Consider the following 15,560-nt stretch of genomic DNA (forward strand, 5'->3'; position numbering starts at 1 on the left):
TGGCACGCATATTGCGTTATATAATGGCATCACACAAATTAAAAAAGTAAAAGAAAATCCAAAGGAACAAAAAGGAGAATGAAAACAATGGCAGATATGAGTTATTTAAAAGACAAACCAATCGCGGTATTGGGCGCAGGCGGTGTTGGTAAAGCAATCGCAGGGGACTGTGCTTTAGGCGGCGCAAAAGTAAGAATTTGCGACATGGAACCCTTCGCACAGAAAACATTAATGAATGTTGACAAAGTCGGGATCAAATTCTACGGCGAACAGTGTAACCTGTACGGCTTCGAACGTGAAGGCTTTGCTAAAATGGACAAGGTTACAACCGATGTAGCAGAAGCTGTTAAGGGCGCAGGTATCATCGTTGTGGCAACACCGACCTTTGGTCACAAACCTTTCTTTGAAAAATTAATCCCATGTCTGGAAGACGGACAGGTTATCCACATCTTCCCAGATAACTATGGTTCTTTAATCTTACGCAAAATGATGCGTGAAGCTGGCTGCACCGCAAAAGTTATCATCGGCGGCTGGTCTTCTTCTACATACGGCAGCCGTGTTGATATGCCGGGTGGTGTTATCACTCACAAGATCAGAGTATACTACCGTGCAATCACCCTGCGTGGCGCTGCAATGCCAGCGACCGATACAGAAGCTTTCATCGAAAGCTCCAAGTATTTACCATCTATGGACGCTGTAACCAATGGCGACGGCGCAGTAGCAGGCGACACAGTATTAGATACTGGTTTCTCAAATGTTAACCCTGTACTTCACTGCCCAGGCGCAATCCTTGGCGTATCCACAATGGAAAACTTCGGAACCATCTTTGGTGAAGACAAATATAAATTCTCAATCTACTCTCACGCATACTGCCCATCCATTTCTCAGGTACAGTACACCTTCTATGAAGAAGAATGCAGCTTAGCTGAAAAACTGGGCGTTGGCATCCAGCCATACGAAAAAGAACACTTCTTCTCACGTGAAAATGTTCTTGGCCAGGAATACATGGGACTGGATTACTTAATTCCATTCGACAAACAGGATCCAATCCAGTACGGTACCGGCCCCTTCGACATGAACAACCGTTACATCACTGAAGATATCCCGGTTGGCTGCTATGTATACCAGCAGTTAGGCGATGTTTTAGGCGTAGAAACACCTGTTGTTGACTCTATGATCAACCTGGCTAACGCAATCCACGGCAGAGACCTGACAGAAAACGGCTATACTTTAGAATACCTGGGTATTGACGGCATGTCGGTTGAAGAATTAAACACCTACTTAAGAACAGGCGAAAAATAAATTTCCGCATTATTTTTACATCATCAATAAACCTTATTTAGAATACCGGACAGCCTCGGCTGTCCGGCCCCCTCTTGTTTTTGAAATAAATAAAAAGAAATGTTATATACCGGAAAATTTTGAGAGCTTTGGGAAAGTTGTGAAACTCAAAAAGTAAAAGGAGACTATCGTGAAAAGAAGTATTATCGATTTTAGAAGAATGGCCGCTGAAGGCGAAAAAATCGTTTATCTGACAGGCTATGATTATCTGACCGCTAAATATGAAGAACGCGCAGGCGTTGACATGATTTTGGTAGGAGACTCCCTGGGGATGGTTACCCTGGGCCACGAAACCACCTACCCCGTAACCATGGATGACATGATCGCACACTGCTCAGCTGTAAGACGCGGTGCGCCGAATACCTTTATTGTTGGGGATATGCCTTACATGTCCTACCAGATTTCAGATGAAGAAGCTGTTTTCAATGCCGGCCGCTTCACCAAGGAATCACTGGTCGACGCCATCAAATTAGAAGGCGGCACCGACTCCGTCTGTGAAAGAATCAAAGCGATTGCCGACGTGGGTATTTTAGTCATGGGCCACATTGGTCTGACCCCTCAGTTCGCAGCTCAGATGGGCGGCTACAAAGCCCAGGGCAAGAGCGCAGACGCAGCCATCGAACTGGTAAAACAGGCAATGAAGATCGAAGAAGCAGGCGCAGCCTTTATCTTAGTCGAAGGTGTTCCGGCAGTTGTTGGGAAAGCCATCACCGAAAAACTAAGCATTCCAGTCCTGGGCATCGGCGCAGGTTCCTACACAGACGGCCAGCTGTTGATTTACGCAGACATGGTAGGCTACTATGATGACTTTACACCAAAATTCGTTAAGAAATACGCCGATGTAGGCGGCGAATTGTTAAAAGGCTTTACAGCATACTGCGAAGAAGTCAGAAGCGGCGCATTCCCGGACGACTCCAAACACGCCTATGTGATCGCAGATGAAGAAGCAGCTGAGCTCGAAAAATTATTAAAAGAAATCTAAATCATTGGGAAATTGATTAAGAAAAATAGGAGAAAATTATGAGTACTTTAGCAAATCTTGGGGAACTGGTTGTAGCCGGTAACGAAAGCGGCGTTGTAGAAGCAGTCAACGCCATGGTTGCTGACAAAGCAGATCCAGTTGCGATTATCAACGAAGGATTATTAAGCGGCATGAACGTTGTCGGCGAAAAATTCAAAAACGGCGAAATGTTTGTCCCAGAAGTATTAATGGCAGCACGCGCCATGAACGCTGGTATGGCCATTGTTAAACCACTGATCGCAGATACCGATCTTCCGACACTTGGAACCATTGTTATCGGAACCGTTAAGGGCGACCTCCATGACATTGGCAAAAACCTGGTTGTTATGATGTTAGAAAGCGCTGGCTTCAAAATCGTCGACCTTGGCGTCGATGCCAAACCAGACGATTTCATCGCTGCTGCAAAAGAAAACAACGCAGATATCGTCGCAATGTCCGCCATGTTAACCACCACCATGACCGTTATGGAAGAAATCATCAACGGCTGCAAGGATGCCGGCGTTGATGCCTGCTACCTGGTAGGCGGCGCTCCGTTAACCCCTGTATTCAGCGAAAAAATCGGTGCAACCTATGCTGCCGAAGCTTCCCAGGCTGTAGAAACCGCTAAACAGATGGTTACCGCTTAAAGAAAAACTGATTCGTTATATACCCTTCTAAAAATATATAGTAGCCCTTTGGATCGTTGGTCACAATCCAAGGGGCTTTTTAATAAGTAAAATAGGAAAGGCATTCTGTCATAGAATGAGGGATGGAAAAGGAATGGTCAAGCTGACCGAATATGAACAGGAAATGCTCTCGGGTGTCCACGGAGCGCTCAAGCAGCAGGCGATGAAAAAGGTCGTGGAATACGCAGGGGTACTGGGCGCGGAGGAACTGTGCGAAGTGACAATGGCCCATGTTTTCTGCGGCGCGCACGAGTATTTAAACGCTGCTGGAAGTGACGATATTGAAGAAACCGTCGCCCAGATGCAGTTTTGTACGGATGAGAAGATGCCAAAGGATGATTATGTGTGTTACTGCCAGTCCGACTGTGGACCAATGGACAGCACTCGTTATGCCGAAATGGGCGTGAGCGGTGCGGAAGGAAAAAAGAACCAGGAATATTTGGACTATTATAGAGACCGCGGCGTTAACATGGTTGGGACGTGTGTCCCGTATATGTGCGGTTTTATCCCGCTTCGGGGAGAGCACTATGTCAGCAGTGAATCCCACGCGGTAACGCTGATGAATTCATTGTGGAGCGCCTGCGGCAATTCTGACGGCCTCGAGGCAGGATTTTGGGCGGCGGCCTGTGGGCGTACGCCAAAATGGGGAAACCATATAATGGAAAACCGCAAAGGCACCCATCTTTTTAATGTGAAATGCCGGATAAAATCAAGCATGGATTGGGACCTTTTGGGCTATTCCATTGGCAGAAAGCTTCCGACACACGCGGTTCCTGTCGTTAACGGACTTCAGGACCGTCCGAATATTTTTAACATAAAATACTTTTTTGCGGCTATGGCGACCACAGCAGGCCCTGAAATGTGTCATCTTGTGGGAATTTCACCGGAAGCCGTAACGCTGGACATGGCTTTGGGCGAGAATGAACCGCAGGCAGTGATCGAAATTACCAGCGAAGATTTGAAAGAATCCTGGGCGATTTTGAATGGGTATAAAACAGGAAAGCAACCCATTGACTATATCAGTCTGGGATGCCCGCACTACAGCATCGAGGAGCTTCGCAAGATCGCAGGACTTTTAGAAAATCGGAAAATTGCGGACAATACCGTTCTGCATGTCTGGACGGCCCCGCCGATTAAGGAGACAGCTGACCGGTGCGGCTACACAAAAATCATTGAAGAATCCGGCGCCATTATGCTGACCAGCAGCTGTCCGCTGACCAGTGGAAAAATGCCTGAAGGAGCCAGAAATATCGGGTTTGACTCGGCTAAACAGGCGCACTATATTGCGCCGGGCACCGAAGCGGATGTCTTTTACGGAAGTCTTGAGGACTGTCTTGAGAGTGCAGTCAGCGGATACTGGGAGGTCAGGGAATGGGAAGAAAAATAAAAGGGCGCGGTGCTGTTGGCGGAATTACCAAAGGGTTTGCCATGGTAAGCGAGGAGACGATTCAGGGCTGGTCAGGCATTGATGAAGAAACTGGCCTGATTATGGAAATTGGACATCCCTTTGAAGGCAAAAGCATCATCGGTTCGATTTTAATCATATCTGGAGGAAAAGGTTCGAATGGCTGGTCCTGCCATTTCCATGCTGCCAAAATGAGCGGAAAGGCGCCGGCGGGAATGGTTTTTCCCAAGATTGATTCCCGCACCGGTGTGGCCGCAGTGGTTACCGGTGTACCTACTGTAACCGATCTGGAGGAAAATGTCTTTGAGCTGGTAAAAACAGGCGATTATGTATTGGTAAACGGTGATGAAGGCTACATTGAGATTTTAGAATCAGGAGAAGAAGCGAATGGATGAAATTGTACGCAATTATGGTTATCTGGGCGATAAGGAAGATCTGGATCAGCATTTTTATGTGACGAAGGGACAATGGGTTGCAGGGTATACGGTTGGAATCATGCTGCTGGATGTTCATTATCCCCTGCTTCCCGGAAATGTGGTCAACGCAAGTACCTACAGCTATCCGGTACGCCATGCGTGGGTACCGGGCGCTGACCAGAACAGAATGCACAGCGGTGATGAAAGCCTTCTGCCAGAGCTGATTAAGACAGCCAGACAGCTGGAGCTGGAAGGCTGCCGCGCCATCTGCGGCGCATGCGGCTATTTTGGGCATTTCCAGAAAAAGGTGGCCGAGGCATTGGACATTCCAGTTTACTTATCCAGTGTGATCCAGGCGTCATGGATTGCGGCAGGGCTTAAAAGCAGCCAGAAAATCGGCGTTTTATGCGCAGATGGCAAGAATCTGACAAAAGAATTATTTGCAGAATGCAATGTTTCAGAGGAAGTCTTTAAGCGGTGTGTGATTAAATCCGCAGGAAAGCTTCCAGAGTTCTCGGCCTTTATGGAACGTCGAGGCAATTTTGACAATGCTGCTGTTCGTGAAGAACTCAAAGGACTGGTCCGGGAAATTTTAGATGAAAATGAAGATGTGGGTGCCATTCTTTTGGAATGCAGCGATATGCCGCCTTATTCCGCAGCGATTCAGGCGGAGTTTAATCTGCCAGTGTTTGATTTTATCACGATGATCAATTTTGTTCATAATGCAGTTGCCCAAAGGCCTTATTACGGCTTTATGTAAAAAATGGAAGTGATATTGATATGTCTTTAGGAATAATCGCCTCGATTGCCGCGGCATTTAGCTGCGGCGGGATTCTGGTGCTGACAAAATGGATGATGAACACAGGCATGACCTCTGTGGAGGTGCTGTTTTACCGTTTTTTATTCGTATTTATCATTACAGGAATATGGTTTATCATAAAAAAACAGAATTGCCGGATTACCCTCAGACAGCTGGTGACGCTGGTGCTGCTGACCGTGGCGGGCTATGGCGGATCGACCTTTTTGCTGGCCACCTCCTTTAATTTTTTGCCCATGGGGCTGGCGACCATGCTTTATTTTACCTATCCTCTGTTTGTGCTGGTCATCATGACCATACTTTTTAAAGAAAAACTGACTAGAGTAAAGGCTGTCTCTTTGTCGCTGGCCATTCTCGGAATCTTTTGCCTGATGAATTTTAGTCTGGAGCTTTTTAATTTGGGCAGTATGCTGGCCATAGGGTCGGGTCTGGCCTACGCCATCTATCTGGTGGGGATACAGAAAAGCAGCGTCAAATCGCTGGATAATCTGGTCATTGTCTTTTACCTCTCAGGCTTCAGCTGTGTTTTCTTTTTTATACAGGGACTTCTGGCGGGCACGCCGCAGTTTCTGGCAGTTGATGTTCCGCAGCTTTTAATGGGAACCTGCATCGGGGCAGTAACGGTTTTTGTGCTGGGGGCAGTCGCTTACTCGATCAAATGTATCGGGTCGACGAAAACCTCGTTGATTATTTCCTTTGAGGCTGTAGTGTCCTTAATTCTGGGGATTTTGATTTTTGGCGATCCCTACAATATGAATACCTGGATTGGCTCAATCCTGATGACGCTGTCTGTGATTTTTATTACCCGTGAAAACACAGAAGAGGCATTGGTCGCAGCGGAAAAATGAGTTATAATAGAGAGCAGGAGGTGTGAAAATGGAAAAGGTTTATCATATTCCGATCCGCATGGAACGGGATATTGTGTTCAAACGGATGCATATTGATGAAACGCAGTCAAACTACGACGAGTTTTTAACCGCTTATAACGAGCTCGCGGAGGAGATCCCAAAACTGGTTGACGCCAGAGGAATTTATGTCCTGAAAAAGGCCGATGGCCGTGAGCCCATGCACAAGGGGCTCTGCGAAGTCAGTCACTTTGTGTATGCGATGGTCACCCTGGGTGCGGAAATCAGTGATCGCTGCACCGCCTATTTTGCCGAAAAGGATTACCTGAAGGGTCTGATGATTGACTCCATTGCGGACCAGCTGCTCTTTAATTTGTCGGATGATTTTTATCCTGTTATCCGTGAGGATGTTTTTGAGAAGCAGGGCTATGCGCTGACGGTTCGTTATCAGCCCGACGACTATATTATTCCCATTCAAAATCAGAAGGTTATTCTGGAGGAAGCAGGCGGCAGCGAACGCTTAAACGTTTCTGTCACAGAGGGTTTTATGTACAATCCTCTGAAAACCATGGGCTATGTATATGGCGCCGATAAAAATATACAGATCGCGGAAAAGGATCATGACTGCAGTCTGTGCTCAAACTACAGTTGTGAATTCCGGTCTGTTTGAAGGCCAAAGACAGCCAGTAAAGCAAAAACGGTATACGCTGTTTCAGCGTATACCGATAAAACGAATGAGAAGCCCGGAGTTCGGGCTTTTTTAATTTGGCCGAAAATTTTTGTTTGAAATCACGAATTGCTCTCAGCGTCATTTTTGCAGGATAGAGCTTCTCGGAGGGTCGAAACCATATCGCAGGCGCATGCCATCATTTTGCAGACACCTGCACTGTCGGCTTCATAGGAAAAAGCCCTGTCAGCCTGCACGCCAATGGTTTGTGCGACATTTTCCACATCGATGTTTGCGCCGAAGAACAAAAATTCCCAGCTGTATTTTTCCTGCTGCTGCCGGATCATATTTTGAATTTGTTGATGCGTGTAGGCTTTACTGGCGTTTTCGCAGCCGTCGGTGGTAATAACGACAATCACCTTGGAGGGCCGTTCGGGCTCAGGCGTTTCGGCAAGGCGCCGCCCGGTGTGGATCACAGCCTGGCCCACGGCGTCATAGAGGGCTGTACAGCCCCGGACAAAATACTGGCGCTCTGTGAGCACAGCGTTTTCGGGACAAATGCTCTGGTACAGACACTCGTATTCATGATCAAAAAGAACCGTGGTGACACGAAGCTCACCGGACTTTTGGGACTGGGTCTTTAAAAACTGGTTATAGCCGCCAATGGTGTCAGCCTCCAGCCCTGCCATTGAGCCGCTGCGGTCCAGTATAAAAATGATTTCTGTCAAATTTGGATTCATGATGACGTCTCCTTTCTTTTTATGATATGATAATAACATCTTTAAAAGAAAAAATGGTCGCCTGCAAGGCGACATCGGAGGTTATAATGCTGTCACAAAATTTTTTATCCGGGCTCAGAAAATTTGTAGAGACAAAGCAGAGGCAAGCTGTCGATGAAGCAGCCAGAAAAAAACAAAAAAGCTTCGCGGCAGTGTGTGCGCGCAGCTTGAAAGCAAAGCTGATGGATATTCCAGAAAACAATCAGGACAATATGGAAGGCGAAGGGCTCAGTACCTGCCATTCTGAGGCTTCAGCAGCCAGCCTGGACAGCTATATTGAGCGCCATAAAGGGCCGGGATTTCCCAAAAGGCTTTTCGCGATGATCGATGAAAAAGGCGTCTCAGACAGTGCGGTTTACCATCGGGCAGGTATAGACCGGCGTCTTTTTTCGAAAATTCGCAGTGCCCCGGAATATCATCCGTCAAAGGCTACGGTCATCGCTCTGGGAATTGCGCTGGAAGCCGATCTGGCCGAGCTGGAGGCCCTCTTGTCCGAGGCCGGCTATGCCCTTTCCGGCAGCGAGACCTTTGATTTGATCATCCGCTACTGTGTGGAGCAGCGCGTCTTTGACCTGGACGAAATCAATGAGGCGCTGGACAACTTTCAATTAAAGCCACTCGGAGGAGTGGCTTAGGCGTTTCCTGTTTTATTTTTTTCCTGACCGGTATTTCTTTGGCGTAATACCGGTAATTTTTTTAAAAACTTTTGTAAAATAGCTCTGATCCTCATAGCCGACAAAAAGCGCCACCTCGACGATGCTCATTTTGGTGTTCTGCAGGAGCTCCTTGCTCCGGTTGATCCGAATTTCGTTGAGATACTGCGTGAAGCTGATGCCCGTTTCTTCCTTAAACAGCTTGGACAGGTAGGAGTCTGAGACATGCAGGTAGTCTGCCAGCTTTTGAAGCGTGATTTTGTTCATATAATTAGCTCTTGTGTGCTCGATGGCCTGGTTGATCAGATAAGAGTCCCCAGAATAAATATTATTAAAAATATTTTTGGTGAAATGGTCAATAATTTTAACGGTCCATGAGCTGAGAACCTGAATGCTGTCAATTTTATTGAGCTCAGTGATCAGATCAAGATTCAGTCCGAAAATCTTTTCAAGAGAGGCGCCGCCCTCTACCGAAGCGCGGGAGAGAATGGTGACAAGCTCTAAAATCCTGGCTTTGATAACCTCAAGGTTGCCGCCCTCAATCAGCAAAATTTCATTGACTAAAAATTTGAGGGTGACCTGAGCGCCCTCGTGGTCGCCCTCCTTCACCTGCCGCACCAGCTCCTGTTCCTTCTCATAGGGATAAACCAGCGGAATGTTGTTCTTTTTATGCTCGTGAATGCGTTCCCCAATTTCGGATTGATCGTGGTATTCAGAGCTTAGCTTCTCGTAGGCTTCTGTGTTGGGGTACAGGCTCAGGATCGCCGCGTTTAAAAGCCTGGCAAGATGATTTACCTGGGAAGGGGTAAAAATTTTCATATTCCGAATAAAGAGGGTCGTGTTGTAGAGTACCTCGGGCGAGGCTTGGTGGATGGTGAACATATCGCGGATGGTGCTCTCCTCAATGGTTCCCATGGCAATGGGGCCGGCAATGACGGAGCCAGCAAACTGCTGGTCGTCCAGGATAGCGATGGCAATATTGACAAAGCCTGAAGGACAGACGAAAATATAAGGCTCTCCAAGCCGGTGCGCCCAGGTGGCGGCAAAGTGCAGTGCGTTTGGACAGAGGCTGGATTCGGTCTCGGACTGATTAAAGTACCGGCAGATTTTTTTATCCTCAAAGTAGGTGCCCAACGGCTGGGTGCTCTGGTCATACAAAGTTACCGGAACATCTGTCGCGTAATAAAATGAGGTGAGAATTTCTTCAATGGCCTCGAGGTTCAACTGGTGGTCTTCTTTAAAAATAGTTGCTTTCATAGAATTATCAGCCTTCCTGTCCTTTCTGTCTTTATTATTTACTATTATATCATATTTTGAAAATATCTACAAAAGTTTTGTTGAAAAATACCATAAAAATCCTTTAAAACACCCAAATATATCAAAAAATTTATAAAAGCAAAAAAATAATTTTATATTTATTACAAAATTGTAAACGAATTGAAAATAGAATAATTGTATCAAACTTATAAATATATTTCATAGAAATCAATAACAAAAATAAAACCGGTATGCTTTCTGGGGCGGCATACCGGTTTTGAAAAGAGGGATTTTTCTGAGGTTTTAGAATTTTTCAGATTCAGGTAAAAATTTGTTTAAAATTTGTTTCTGTGTTTGCGTTAGATCGGGCAGCGTGTAGCCTGCAACCCGTTCGTCAATTTCTTTTACCGCGCGTTCCCGAAGCTCGCCGATATTTTCGAAGATGGCGTTTGGTTCGCCGGCGGCGCGGTTAAAAAGCTTGGTCAGGTAGTGTTCCTGACGGTATTCCTTCGGGGTTCTGCCAGACAGATAGTTGCCAAGAGGACCTGCTTTTTTAATCTGTTCAAAAACTTTTTCTGCTTTAGTGTCAGAAATGTCAATGCCTTTGTTCAAGCGGAGCATAATCCGGTTGACTTCCTCATCCAGTACGAATTTTTCATAGCTGCCAAGGGCATAGGACTGAAGAATGCCTGCATGGTGCAGAATAAAGTCCGCTTTGCCGAGATAAGTAGTCATCAGGTTCATAAAGGTTTCGACACCGGCCTGGTAGTCTGGTTTCATGGCGTCGGTTCCCGCTACGCCAACGCGGACAGGAATCTGGTAATAACGTGCCAGCGCCAGAGAAGACATCTGGATCAGTTGTGCTTCGGGCGCGCCGATGGCAAGAGCCACCTCACGCATATCCGTAGCGCTCGAGACCGAGCCGTAGATAACAGGCACGCCTGGATTGATGAGCTGGGTCAAGACGATACCAGCCAGAATGGTGGCGTTGTTCTGGATCACCGTTCCGAGCAGCGCTGCTGGGGCAGTCATGTTTGTCATGGAACAGGTGATAATGGTTACAGGCTGGCCTTCTTCGCATAAGCCGATAATATTATCCAGCACCTCGTAGGAGTAACCAAGGGGCGAGAGGGCACACGCGTTGGTCAGGAGGACTGGCTTATCCCAGATATCGTAAAACTCTTTGTATAGATTTGCAATGCCGCGGGCTGCTTCTTTCAGGCTTTTGCCGCGAGTGTTCAGGCTGTTGGCCACATTGCCGTAGGTTGGTTTTTTAGAATACTTCAGGCACATGGCGACCTGAGGCAGGTAGAAATCATCCTGGCTTTTGTCCAGGTCTGGCGTATCGAAAGCCGCGTTGTTGACAAAATCAGTCACATCGCTGGTGTCCATGAGCTTCAGGAATTTAATCATGTCCGCCATCTGGGCGACACGGTAGGTATCATCCTCAAATAGAAATTTGGACGGACCGTAGCAGCCGACTGTTTTGGGGCGGAAAGGTTCACCGATTGGGGTTTCACCGCTGCATGTGTGAATGGTGAAGGTTTTGGGAACCGTTTCCAGCGCTGCGTTTAATAAGGATTCATCGAATTTAACAATGCTTCCTTCAACCGTTGCGCCGTGGTTTTTGAAAATATCCAATGCTTCTTCGCAATTGAAGGAGACACCCACTTCTTTTAAAACTTTCAGGGTGTATTCATGCAGAAGTTCAACATCGCGGGTAGAGATATAATTTTCATAAAATTTTCGATTAATATACATTTGTGGATTCCTCCAGTGTTTTTGAATTCTCGGATGCAACGGTATCCTAACGGCAGCCGCATCAATGGGCCCACCCTGTTTAGAAAGAGGAAGACAAGCAGAGTGGGCAGGATTTTTTAGTTTAAGGATTTGTCAAAATGGTATGATTTTCAGCTTTTAAACCAGTGCTTTTGCTTTTTCGGCCGCAGTTGACGCATCGGCAGTGTAGATTGCGCTGATTTTTTCAGCGTAGGCTGGCGTTACCGGCGCGCCGCCGATCATATATTTAGCGTCGATGCCTGCGTCTTTACAGGTTTTGATAATTTCGTCCATGTAGGTCATGGTGGTTGTCAGCATGGCGGACATGGCCACAATATCTGCGTCGTTTTCTTTGGCAGCTTCAACAAAGGCTTCTTTTTTAGCGTCAACACCAAGATTGACAACTTTGAAACCAGCGCTTTCAAGCATCATAACAACCAGGTTTTTGCCGATGTCGTGGAGGTCGCCTTTAACAGTGCCAATGACAACAGTGCCCAGTGATGTAACGTCGCCTTCGGCCAGAAGCGGTTTGACAATGTCCATGCCGGCGTTCATGGCGCGGGCTGCCATTAAAACCTCAGGAACAAACATTTCGCCGTTCGCAAACTTTTCACCGACAACATTCATGCCAGTCAGCAGGCCTTCATTGATAATTTCAAGAGGTGCTGCATTGCCAGATAGGGCGGCATTAACTTCATTGACAACGCCGTTTTCATTTCCATTTACAACATAATCGCTGATCATTGCATAGTTACTCATAATTTTATCCTCACTTTTTCTAAATTTTATAAAAGAATGTTTTTACAGGGCAAGCTTCTGGCCAATTCCCTTTTCAAGAGCGATATCGAAGATTGCGCGGGCAACCGTCATATCACAGACAGACATCCCGATATTGCTGCAGACAATCAATTCATCCTTGGAGGTACGGCCTTCGCTTAGGCCGGCGAGAATCTCGCCTGTCTGGCAGTAAACCTTTGGAAGACCTTTATCAGCCGGGAAGTAACCCATCTCTGCAAACAGCTCATGCTCGTCGATGCTGTCGACAATGTATTTGTCTGCCCGGTACTGCGTTTTAAGGTCAAAGAAGGTGTTCATATCGCAGGGAACAATGGTCTGTCCGGCTGAGATCCACTCGTCCTTAACAACACATAAGGGATCCTTCAGGATGATAGTGGCTGAACTCATGACTTCACATTTTTCAGCAATTTCCTGAGGCGAAGCGGCCTTGACGATTTCAACATCGATTTCAGGCTGAACAATTTTAATCAGGTTATCTGCAGCTGCTTCCACGACATCATATACATAAATTTTTTTCAGTTTTTTAAGTGTTCTGGTGACATAGCGCACATGCTCAATCCCCTGTACACCACAGCCGAACATACCAAAGCTTTCAGCGTCTGGATGAAGGGCAGCGGCGGCCAGGACTGTAACGGCCGGTGTACGCATGGCGGTAATCCAGGCACAGTCCATCACTGCAACAGGAACGCCGGAAAGCACATCGTTCAATACCAAAAGGCCAGTCGTCTGTGGAAGATTATACTTTTTGGGATTGTTTGGGTAGCATTCGATCCATTTGCATCCAATGGCTCTTTGTTCTGGCACATAGGCTGGCATTGCATGGAAAAAGACTTCTGTCCAGGGATGGACGCCGATTTTTGCAGGCATCTCAAATTCTTTTTTTCCGTGGGAAATCAGCGTTTTCTTAGTGATATCCAGAATATCATCGCGGGTGAGGCCGATATTTTCACATTCTGGTTTTGTCAGATAAATGATTTCTTTGCCAATATCCAGTTTCTTTGCAATGTTTTCTCTGTCTTGTTCAAAATAAGCGTGATCAAAATTCATATATATTCCCTCCAAAAGTTGATAGATTAAAAAAGTTTATGTTTGCTGGCTAAGAGACGCAATACTCGTGCCAACCTTTTTGCTTTTCGTAAAAAGAAAAGGTCTTAAACTTTGATTACCTAATAAATAACAACGAAAAAGTATTTTCAGAAAAGTGTTAAGAAAAAAATCAAAGAGAACGCTGAACCAAAAATGCGTATCAAAACCGGACATTTTTTTGACAAATAATAACAATTTTTACATTTTTTGACAAAACTAAAAAGATTACCACCGTTTTTTTGTTATTTTTTTAACGTTTTTGGCGAGTGTAAAAAATGTCAAAATAATTTTTACATTTTTTGACAAAGCTGACGTTTTTTATTCAAATAATTTAATACGTTTTCAATCGAAAATCTTTCTTAATAAACTGGAATAAAATTTTGTGGCAGGCAGGAAGCTTTTGTATATAAAGGTTAGAAAATCATTAATCCCGGATAAGACTACTGCTTTTTCAAAAAATTTTACGAATATGGCACGGGTCTTGCATTAACATCACTCCAAAAGGTTTATGTTAAAACGATCGCATTTGTTGATCAAAAGAAAAAGGAGAAAACGATGGATAACTTATGCAACTACACAAGTAGACAACAATTAGGTATTGAAGTTTTTAACGATGATCAATGCGCAATGATTCATCAGGCAATTTTAGAGGTGTTAAAGGAAGTCGGGGTTGATGTTTATAATGACAAGGCGCTGGAAATTCTAAAAAAAGCAGGAGCCTTCGTTGATGGCAGACGCGTTCGATTCCCTGCTGCAATGGTTGAGAGTGCTATAAAATCCGCGCCTTCTCAGGTAACTCTTTATTCCCAGGATATGGAATCCAAGATGATCCTTGGCGGCAAGCGTTTTTATTACGGACCTGGACCAACCGTTATCAATACGCTGGACCCATATACCGGAGAAAGAAAAATTCCTCATTATGAAGATACCTGCAAGGCTGTGAAGGTAATGGATGCCCTTCCGAATATTGACTATCTGATGGACTTTGGAACCATTGATGGTGTTGAAACCAGCGTTTTAGATGTCTATTGCTTTAAGGCGATGTTTGAAAACTCTCCGAAGCCAATCTTACACTGGGCATATAACCGAGACAATGTTCAGGCAATGATCGATATGGGCGCAAAAGTTCGCGGCAGTTATGAAGAGCTTGAAAAGTATCCATTCTTCTCTGTTTATTCCGAACCGATCACTCCGCTGATTCACGAAAACGAAGGCCTGGATGTTATGATGACCATGGCAGAGCACGGGCTGCCAGCTGTTTACACCTCCGCTGCTCAGGCAGGCATGACTGCACCGGTTACACTGGCGGGAACGATGGTAGTCGAGCTGGCGGAATCCCTGTCCGGTCTGGTAATCAATCAGCTGATCAAAGAAGGTGCGCCTTATATTATGGGCGGCGTCTGTACTTGTGTGGATATGTCCTCAATGCAGATTACCTACAGCTCACCAGAATTTAACCTGCTGCAGGGTGGTCTGAGCAAGATGTCTCAGTTTTATAACCTTCCGGTATTCACAACGGCCGGCTGTTCAGATTCCAAATGTCTCGACCAGCAGCATGGTATTGATCAGGCAACCAGTATCCTCATGTCTGCGCTTTACGGCGGTAATTTAATCCACGATGTCGGATATATGGAATCTGGCCTGTTAACCTCTATGGAAGCCCTTGTCATCGCGGATGAGATCATTGGACAGACCAAGCAGATCATCCGCGGTATCGAAGTGACAGACGAGTCTTTGGCTGTCAATATTATCAAGAATGTCGGACCAGGCGGAAACTTCTTAGCTGAACGCCAGACTTTTGAAAAGTTTAAAACCGAATGGTGGCTGCCACAGTTATTTAACCGAAAAGTGTACACCAACTGGGAAGCAGATGGAAAGCCAGAGCTTAAAGACCTCGCCAATGCGAAAGTCAGAGATATTCTTGAAAATCATCAGCCTAAAACAATCCCGTCAGATGTCAGCAAGGACTGCGACGATATCCTGAAAGCTTTAATCGCTAAATACAATTAAGAAGGTGTGTATCTCGAATTA

Annotated in this window: 15 protein-coding genes; 10 read left to right on the plus strand and 5 right to left on the minus strand. The window is 45.9% G+C overall.

Annotated elements, in window-relative coordinates; genetic code table 11:
- The first annotated feature begins 87 nt into the window (after positions 1–87).
- The 8 genes from CPZ25_RS18195 to CPZ25_RS18230 all read left to right on the plus strand — a co-directional run bounded on the left by CPZ25_RS18195 (position 88) and on the right by CPZ25_RS18230 (position 7,180).
- Positions 88–1,302: an NAD/NADP octopine/nopaline dehydrogenase family protein gene (locus tag CPZ25_RS18195; RefSeq protein ID WP_058696424.1), complete on the plus strand. Its 1,215-nt coding sequence runs from the start codon at positions 88–90 to the stop codon at positions 1,300–1,302.
- Positions 1,303–1,471: 169 nt separating this feature from the next.
- Positions 1,472–2,323, plus strand: coding sequence for a 3-methyl-2-oxobutanoate hydroxymethyltransferase (gene panB, locus CPZ25_RS18200; RefSeq protein ID WP_038352949.1), 852 nt, complete (start codon positions 1,472–1,474; stop codon positions 2,321–2,323).
- Between the two features lie 38 nt (positions 2,324–2,361).
- Entirely contained in the window at positions 2,362–2,988 is a 627-nt protein-coding gene (locus CPZ25_RS18205; protein ID WP_058695503.1) for a cobalamin B12-binding domain-containing protein, read from the plus strand.
- Positions 2,989–3,121: 133 nt separating this feature from the next.
- A complete protein-coding gene (locus CPZ25_RS18210; RefSeq protein ID WP_096919239.1) occupies positions 3,122–4,414 on the plus strand; it encodes an aconitase X in 1,293 nt (430 codons plus the stop codon).
- Entirely contained in the window at positions 4,399–4,827 is a 429-nt protein-coding gene (locus tag CPZ25_RS18215; RefSeq protein ID WP_074616596.1) for an aconitase X swivel domain-containing protein, read from the plus strand. The genes CPZ25_RS18210 and CPZ25_RS18215 overlap by 16 nt, the downstream gene beginning before the upstream one ends.
- Positions 4,820–5,608 (plus strand): aspartate/glutamate racemase family protein, encoded by a 789-nt coding sequence (locus tag CPZ25_RS18220; protein WP_058695500.1) that lies wholly within the window; start codon positions 4,820–4,822, stop codon positions 5,606–5,608. The genes CPZ25_RS18215 and CPZ25_RS18220 overlap by 8 nt, the downstream gene beginning before the upstream one ends.
- A 20-nt stretch (positions 5,609–5,628) precedes the next feature.
- Complete coding sequence (locus CPZ25_RS18225) at positions 5,629–6,513, plus strand: DMT family transporter (RefSeq protein WP_096918977.1); 885 nt, start codon at positions 5,629–5,631, stop codon at positions 6,511–6,513.
- A 28-nt stretch (positions 6,514–6,541) separates the two neighbouring features.
- Entirely contained in the window at positions 6,542–7,180 is a 639-nt protein-coding gene (locus CPZ25_RS18230) for a 5-methyltetrahydrofolate--homocysteine methyltransferase (protein ID WP_058695498.1), read from the plus strand.
- A 119-nt stretch (positions 7,181–7,299) separates the two neighbouring features.
- On the opposite strand, the gene CPZ25_RS18235 is transcribed toward CPZ25_RS18230, so the two are convergent.
- The gene (locus CPZ25_RS18235; RefSeq protein WP_096918976.1) at positions 7,300–7,917 is read right to left on the minus strand and encodes a vWA domain-containing protein; all 618 of its coding nucleotides are present in this window, start codon (positions 7,915–7,917) and stop codon (positions 7,300–7,302) included.
- A gap of 86 nt (positions 7,918–8,003) precedes the next feature.
- Here CPZ25_RS18235 and CPZ25_RS18240 point away from each other — a divergent pair, with 86 nt between their 5' ends.
- Positions 8,004–8,591 carry a hypothetical protein gene (locus CPZ25_RS18240; protein ID WP_096918975.1) on the plus strand — a complete coding sequence of 196 codons (588 nt, stop codon included), beginning with the start codon at positions 8,004–8,006 and terminating at the stop codon, positions 8,589–8,591.
- Positions 8,592–8,603: 12 nt separating this feature from the next.
- Here the strand turns inward: CPZ25_RS18240 and CPZ25_RS18245 are convergent, their stop codons facing one another.
- The 4 genes from CPZ25_RS18245 to CPZ25_RS18260 all read right to left on the minus strand — a co-directional run bounded on the left by CPZ25_RS18245 (position 8,604) and on the right by CPZ25_RS18260 (position 13,490).
- A complete protein-coding gene (locus CPZ25_RS18245; protein WP_058695495.1) occupies positions 8,604–9,866 on the minus strand; it encodes a helix-turn-helix domain-containing protein in 1,263 nt (420 codons plus the stop codon).
- 303 nt (positions 9,867–10,169) lie between these two features.
- The gene (gene mtpB / locus CPZ25_RS18250) at positions 10,170–11,627 is read right to left on the minus strand and encodes a proline betaine:corrinoid methyltransferase (protein ID WP_096918974.1); all 1,458 of its coding nucleotides are present in this window, start codon (positions 11,625–11,627) and stop codon (positions 10,170–10,172) included.
- A 156-nt stretch (positions 11,628–11,783) separates the two neighbouring features.
- Complete coding sequence (locus tag CPZ25_RS18255; RefSeq protein WP_058695493.1) at positions 11,784–12,404, minus strand: corrinoid protein; 621 nt, start codon at positions 12,402–12,404, stop codon at positions 11,784–11,786.
- 42 nt (positions 12,405–12,446) lie between these two features.
- The gene (locus tag CPZ25_RS18260; protein ID WP_074616602.1) at positions 12,447–13,490 is read right to left on the minus strand and encodes an ornithine cyclodeaminase family protein; all 1,044 of its coding nucleotides are present in this window, start codon (positions 13,488–13,490) and stop codon (positions 12,447–12,449) included.
- Between the two features lie 558 nt (positions 13,491–14,048).
- Here CPZ25_RS18260 and CPZ25_RS18265 point away from each other — a divergent pair.
- A complete protein-coding gene (locus CPZ25_RS18265) occupies positions 14,049–15,539 on the plus strand; it encodes a trimethylamine methyltransferase family protein (RefSeq protein WP_224168738.1) in 1,491 nt (496 codons plus the stop codon).
- Positions 15,540–15,560 lie beyond the last annotated feature (21 nt).

The sequence above is a fragment of the Eubacterium maltosivorans genome (assembly GCF_002441855.2).
Classification (GTDB): domain Bacteria; phylum Bacillota; class Clostridia; order Eubacteriales; family Eubacteriaceae; genus Eubacterium; species Eubacterium maltosivorans.

Bases quoted from the DNA above. Each gene is read 5' to 3' on its own strand.
- CPZ25_RS18195 (WP_058696424.1), top strand. From the start codon at position 88: ATGGCAGATATGAGTTATTTAAAAGACAAACCAATCGCGGTATTGGGC.
- CPZ25_RS18205 (WP_058695503.1), top strand. From the start codon at position 2,362: ATGAGTACTTTAGCAAATCTTGGGGAACTGGTTGTAGCCGGTAACGAA.
- CPZ25_RS18210 (WP_096919239.1), top strand. From the start codon at position 3,122: ATGGTCAAGCTGACCGAATATGAACAGGAAATGCTCTCGGGTGTCCAC.
- CPZ25_RS18215 (WP_074616596.1), top strand. From the start codon at position 4,399: ATGGGAAGAAAAATAAAAGGGCGCGGTGCTGTTGGCGGAATTACCAAA.
- CPZ25_RS18220 (WP_058695500.1), top strand. From the start codon at position 4,820: ATGGATGAAATTGTACGCAATTATGGTTATCTGGGCGATAAGGAAGAT.
- CPZ25_RS18225 (WP_096918977.1), top strand. From the start codon at position 5,629: ATGTCTTTAGGAATAATCGCCTCGATTGCCGCGGCATTTAGCTGCGGC.
- CPZ25_RS18230 (WP_058695498.1), top strand. From the start codon at position 6,542: ATGGAAAAGGTTTATCATATTCCGATCCGCATGGAACGGGATATTGTG.
- CPZ25_RS18235 (WP_096918976.1), bottom strand. From the start codon at position 7,917: ATGAATCCAAATTTGACAGAAATCATTTTTATACTGGACCGCAGCGGC.
- CPZ25_RS18240 (WP_096918975.1), top strand. From the start codon at position 8,004: ATGCTGTCACAAAATTTTTTATCCGGGCTCAGAAAATTTGTAGAGACA.
- CPZ25_RS18245 (WP_058695495.1), bottom strand. From the start codon at position 9,866: ATGAAAGCAACTATTTTTAAAGAAGACCACCAGTTGAACCTCGAGGCC.
- mtpB (WP_096918974.1), bottom strand. From the start codon at position 11,627: ATGTATATTAATCGAAAATTTTATGAAAATTATATCTCTACCCGCGAT.
- CPZ25_RS18255 (WP_058695493.1), bottom strand. From the start codon at position 12,404: ATGAGTAACTATGCAATGATCAGCGATTATGTTGTAAATGGAAATGAA.
- CPZ25_RS18260 (WP_074616602.1), bottom strand. From the start codon at position 13,490: ATGAATTTTGATCACGCTTATTTTGAACAAGACAGAGAAAACATTGCA.